This is a genomic window from Bombilactobacillus bombi, assembly GCF_013607485.1.
In the GTDB taxonomy this organism is placed as follows: Bacteria; Bacillota; Bacilli; order Lactobacillales; family Lactobacillaceae; genus Bombilactobacillus; species Bombilactobacillus bombi_A.
In genome coordinates, this window is record NZ_SCHP01000060.1 from 1 (window position 1) to 5,791 (window position 5,791).

Genomic DNA, 5,791 nt, shown 5'->3' on the forward strand with positions numbered 1-5,791 from the left:
AAGCTGTAAAATTATATAGATTTTTCCTATCTGGTATTTTTTTATTCCCAACTAGCATTATTTACAAAAAAAGAGCCTGGAGAAATTATTTTCTCAAGCTCTTTTTTATTAGTCATAAATTTCACTAACCATAGTTTTATTGTATCTATCAACTATTACTTTTATTTTGTAATAATTGCTTAAATGCCGATTCAACATTGACTGTTTGAGTTTGTTGTAACAAATCAACGTTGCTGCCTGTAAAAGCACAATGTTTTTGATCGATTAAGATGAAATAACTTGATATCGTCTTTAGTTGTTCTAATTGATGAAGTGTCATAATTACCTTTTTGTGGCGTTCACTGACCAAATCATTAAGCATTTGTAAAATCAATGCCGCATTTTGAACATCAATTCCACTAATAGGTTCATCAAATAAATATAACTCGCGCTCTAGTAAACAGATTCCATAAATTAAAACAATTTGCCGTTCACCGCCAGACAACTGTCCCATTTTAGTAGACAGTAATGGTTGTAATTTCTGTTTAATGAAGTTCATTGTAGCTGTTTGTGCTACTATTGTCGAATCCATCGTTGAAAATAATTCGAGAGTTTGTGCAACTGTTAATGTCGGGAAAAAAGCACTTCGTTGTAATTGATACATAATCTGCTTTGGAGATGGAAAATCGAATAATTGAGAATGGCTGATTTTAGGATAAATTCCCGCAATAATATCTAACAAAGTCGTTTTTCCTGCACCATTACTCCCGATAATAACGTTAATAGCCTGATTACAAAAATCAATATTTAAATTTTGGAAAATCACCTTTTGTTGATAAGAAAAATTAAGTTGCTCAATTTTCATATTACTACCTAATTTCTTTCTAATATTGGCTGAATATTATATCTTGATATGCAGCCTATACCTACAAGTAAATAAATTATTGTTACAACTATTAAAGGGATAATTTTCGAAAGGCTGATATGATGCGTAAATAGTTGAAAACCTGCTGCTAAATATTTAACTGGATTGAATAAAAAAATAGTATTAATAAATATATTATCAGACGAAATATTTAATAAGGCAAATGCTGCAAACACTAATATCATAATAAGCGCACTCAGCGATTGTGGCTTAAGCCGTAATACCAAAAATATACAGCTAATTAAAGTTACAGGTAATGTAAATAAAACTGCTGTCAAAAGCGTAGCCTCTAAAAGAAAAAACAAAGCTCGATGTACTACCAGCATAACAGCTAGGTCAAATAGCAATAGCTCCACCACTAGAATAGAAAACTGAACTGCTAAATTACTAAATAGTAACGTCAGTTTGGATTTGGTTAAAAAGCATAAAAATTTATAATAGCCAGTTTCCCGGTAAACAACTAGGGGGTAAATTATCAAATTTAAAATTGTTACAAAAACAATATAAGAAAAATAATAGCTAACCCCCAAAAGAATGGTTCTCGGAGATATTGAAGCTTTATTAAAAAGCAATTGAAAATTATTATAAATAAACATTCCAATAGGAAAAATGATATTAAACATAAAAACCGCTTTATTACTGAGAGTATCGCGCATTAAAGTCTTGTATAGCGAGAACAATCTCATCATAAATCCCCCTATATTTTAATTTAATCATTTTATAAATGAGTTGTTTTTAATTATATAATTTATTGTTGCTATTAACAATAAATTTTTAAATATAGGCTTGACCTTCACGTTACGTCATAGTTTATAGTCATTATTGTCAGGAGGTTATTCATGAATAAATATTATACAGTAGCCCAGCTTGCTGAATTGGCTGGTATCAGCCCGCGGGCACTGCGTTATTACGATCAAATCAATTTATTAAGGCCTAGTAAAATTGATAGCAATGGTTATCGTCTATACAATAACGACCAGGTAAATCAATTACAGCAAATACTGTATTTTAAAAATTTAGGCTTTAAATTAGCCCACATTAAAGCCATTATGAAGGCTCCTGATTATAATGTAATATCTGCTTTAAAAGTTCAAAAGAAATTAGTGCAAGAGAAGCTTCAGTACCAAATTCACATTTTGCAAAGTCTTGATCAAGCTTTGCAATTTTACCAAGGAGAAAAAGTTATGACTAATACAGAAAAATTTGCCGCTCTTAAGCAAGCAGCCCTTATAAAAAATACGCAATTATATCAGGATGAAGCTATAAAAAATTATGGTAAGCCTGTTTACAACCAAGTGCAAAAAAATCTTCAAAAAATGTCACCTGCAGCCTATCAACAATTACAACAAGTAGAACAGCAATTAATTAAAAACTTGAATATCTTCCATCAGCAAAATTTACCTGTATCTTCGTCTTTGGCAGCTACAATATTCAATGACCATAAGACCTGGTTAAAATTGCTAAATCCTCATTATACTAACAAGTACCACTACAATTTAGCTCAGCTGTATCAAGCAGATGCCCGTTTTGCGGAATACTATAATACACGCACTAACTTTACTGCTGCTCCCCTACTGGCACAAATCATTGAATATTACACTGCTTACAAGAAATAGGAATTTGTATTTTATTGTATAATAAAACCCCAGGAATAAAGCATCCTGGGGTTTTTAGTTAATAATATTAAACTACTATGCAATTACTTGAGCAATAGTTGTATTAACTGACTTTTGCTCTTGACTGACTAATTGGACACGCCCTGTAATCACATCAATATCCATTTTAATTTCACGTGTCAATCCTGGGGTATTAATTTTTGGCTCAAAGAACTCCTTAAATTCTGCTAAACGTTGAGCGGTCTTAAATACTCGTGACGTTACTGTAATGTAAGTTGTAAATTCCATATCTCCACCAACAGTTTTTACTAGCCAATTCCATTGATTTCGCAGCCAATCCCAGGCCAATTGTTCACCTTGTGGGTTTGCCAACACTCCCGCAAACCATGACCGCAAGTCTTGAGGTTTAATTACATTGCTATCTTTAAATTTACTAATTAATTGTTTAAGCAGCTGTATATCCGGAACTTGCGTTAAAGCCGTACAAAGATCATGCTTATAATTGGCATCTGCACTAGTTTGATATTCTCCTAGTAGCTGCTTAAATAAAGCTAGTGTAGTGAAGTTTTTAATTTCATTTTTTAAAACATACATACGAATAGCCGCAGGTAAGTTGATTAAATGCTGACTGTTTTCTGAAAATAGCTGGTGGGCAGCTTTTTTGGATTCGGCATTCTCAGCATATATAGCTGCATCCAAAATATACGGACGCGTTAATTGATCATCATTAGATTCTTCTGCACGCGGTAGCCAACCTAACCGTTGAACTTGTGGAGTGCTCAATTTTTCGGTTAAAATCTTTAAATTATTTTCTGCCGGTGAAGTTGGATCAACAAAATATTTTAAGTTGCCAATGATTCGATATAGAACAGCATTAACAATTTGTGCTTTACTTTGTGCAAATTTTGGTAGTAATGGTACTAATTCCGCATATGAGATAGCCTTACTTTGAGCTAATAATAATAAATCTTGTAAAATTTGTAATTGTGAAATTGCATCTAAATTATCAGCATTTTTCAAAATATCTTGTAATAAGGTTTTGTCATACTGAACAATGAAATGAGATTCATTACCCACATTTAATCGCAGAGGTTGTCCCACTTTTTTCCGTAATTGCTGGTAATTACCTAAATCTAAATCGTGTGACTGCATGATTTGAGGAGCTGCTGGAATGTTAGCCTTGAGGGGTATTTGCCATTGACGATTGGCTGCTTGACCTTCACCAATAAAAAACTGCTCTTGTTCAAGGTGTAAATTACCATTATCAACACTCATTTTAACTACGGGATAACCCGGTTGCTCTAACCAAGTGTTCATTACTTGGCTAATGTTCATTTTTGAAGCTTGGCTTAAAGCAGACCACAAATCCGCCCCTGTAGCATTGCCGTATTGGTGCGCGGTAAAGTAAGCCTTTAAACCCGCACGTAAGGCTTCATCGCCAATAAGCGCCCGGACCATAACTAACATACGAGCTCCTTTGGCATAGACAATTGCTGAATCAAAGATTGAATCAATATCTGCTGGATGTTCAACTTGTACATGGACTGGCTGTACACCATCAATTGCGTCACGTTGTAAAGCCATTGGTGCTTCTGTTGTTTGGAAAGTTTCCCAAATATGCCAGTCAGGTTCTAAAGCAGCAATAGCTACATATTCCATCATATTGGCAAAACTTTCATTCAACCATAGATCGTCCCACCACTGCATAGTTACCAAATCCCCGAACCATTGATGTGCTAACTCGTGGGCAATAACGGTGGCAACTTGGCCTTTCAAATCTAAAGAAGCGTTATCAGGATCTAACAGTAAATATGCTTCCCGATAAGTTACTAAACCCCAATTTTCCATAGCTCCAGCAGAAAAATCTGGTAAAGCCAATTGATAAGAATGGGATAGAGGATAAGGTGTTTGATAAAAATCTTCATAAAATTCAATTGAACGTTTGGCAATATCTAAAGCAAAATCCAATTCTTTAGCTTGGTGCGCCTTCGTTGCAAATACACCAATTTCTACGCCGCTTTTAGTTTGCGTTAGTTTGCTTTGCAGTTCTCCAAAGGCAAAAGCGACTAAATATGTGGACATCTTTACAGTAGGTTCAAAATAATGTACGCCCTGTTCAACTCGAAGCTCAGGCATATTACTGATAATAATTTCACCAGCTTGCTCATCAAACTTGATTGCTAAAGAAAAAGTTGCTTTAGCAGCAGGCTCATCCACACATGGGAAGGCCTCTCTGGCTGCGGTGGTTTCAAATTGGGTTCCTACTAGTTGTTTTTGGACCCCATCAACTTGGTAGTAAGAAGGATAAATGCCCATCATTGAATCAGTTAAGGGAGTTGAATAAGTAATCTGTAATTGAATGTTGCCAGTTCTTTTTAAATTAATATGAATAACTTCTTGATCATTATCCAGCGTAAATGCTACTGGTTGTTCTTCAACTTGCACTTGCTCAATTTGTAGATGCCTTTGGTTAATTAAAATTTCAGCAGCCTGTGCTTCACCAGTAATGGTTGTTTGACCATGAATTTGCTTAGTTTGGCGATTGATATCTAAGTAAACATCGTAATGCTCTGGTTTAAATAATTCTAGTAGTCTTTGGGTCAAAATGTTAATCTCCTTTAATTTTAACTAATCTAATTTAATAACTTTTAATCTTGTTAGTCAACATTTAATTGTCTGCGTGTAACTCAGCTAAGGATTGTTGTAAAACTTTAATGGCTGCCTGATAATTCGCAATGCCATAATCAAGCGCAATTTTTTTAGTAGGGTTCATTCCTGATCCAACCCAATGATCATACTGACCTTGTAAATAATCTAAAAGATTTTGTTTTTGCTTAATTTCTTGGTGAATGATGCTAATAACTTCTGCTTTAGGCAACTCGTCGCCAAAGTAAAGACGCATTAAACAGTCTGACTTATAAATGTCAGCAGCTACAGGAGAATTTAAATATGCAGCAAATTCAGCTTTTCCATCAGCTGTAATCGTATAAACGTTTTTATTGGGTTTATCAGCTTGATAAACCCGTTCTTTTTTGATTTTGCCTTCTTTTTCTAGTTTTCTTAAAGTTGGATAAATCATCCCAATACTGGCATCAAAAAAATATGATAATTGTGTTTCAATAATAGTCTTAATTTCATAGCCAGTACGGCTAGTTTCATTTAACAATCCTAATACAACATCGCGCCCTTGCATGGTTATCCCGCCTTTACCTATTTATTATCAATATTAACATAGATAATACAAAAAATAAATTGACAGCCTATATTATTT

General features: G+C 34.0%; 5 protein-coding genes. 1 reads left to right on the forward strand and 4 read right to left on the reverse strand.

The features are described 5' to 3' along the window. Positions 1–148 precede the first annotated feature (148 nt). Together EQ827_RS07560 and EQ827_RS07565 are read right to left on the reverse strand one after the other, a co-directional pair. Positions 149–844 (reverse strand): ATP-binding cassette domain-containing protein, encoded by a 696-nt coding sequence (locus EQ827_RS07560; protein WP_181190393.1) that lies wholly within the window; start codon positions 842–844, stop codon positions 149–151. An 8-nt stretch (positions 845–852) separates the two neighbouring features. After that, positions 853–1,593 carry a hypothetical protein gene (locus EQ827_RS07565; protein ID WP_181190394.1) on the reverse strand — a complete coding sequence of 247 codons (741 nt, stop codon included), beginning with the start codon at positions 1,591–1,593 and terminating at the stop codon, positions 853–855. A gap of 150 nt (positions 1,594–1,743) precedes the next feature. On the opposite strand from EQ827_RS07565, the gene EQ827_RS07570 reads away from it, so the two are divergent. Beyond that, positions 1,744–2,520 carry a MerR family transcriptional regulator gene (locus EQ827_RS07570; RefSeq protein WP_181190395.1) on the forward strand — a complete coding sequence of 259 codons (777 nt, stop codon included), beginning with the start codon at positions 1,744–1,746 and terminating at the stop codon, positions 2,518–2,520. 75 nt (positions 2,521–2,595) lie between these two features. Here the strand turns inward: EQ827_RS07570 and EQ827_RS07575 are convergent, their stop codons facing one another. After that, positions 2,596–5,124, reverse strand: coding sequence for a M1 family metallopeptidase (locus tag EQ827_RS07575; protein WP_181190396.1), 2,529 nt, complete (start codon positions 5,122–5,124; stop codon positions 2,596–2,598). Positions 5,125–5,188: 64 nt separating this feature from the next. Beyond that, complete coding sequence (locus EQ827_RS07580) at positions 5,189–5,713, reverse strand: PadR family transcriptional regulator (protein WP_181190397.1); 525 nt, start codon at positions 5,711–5,713, stop codon at positions 5,189–5,191. Positions 5,714–5,791: the final 78 nt, after the last annotated feature.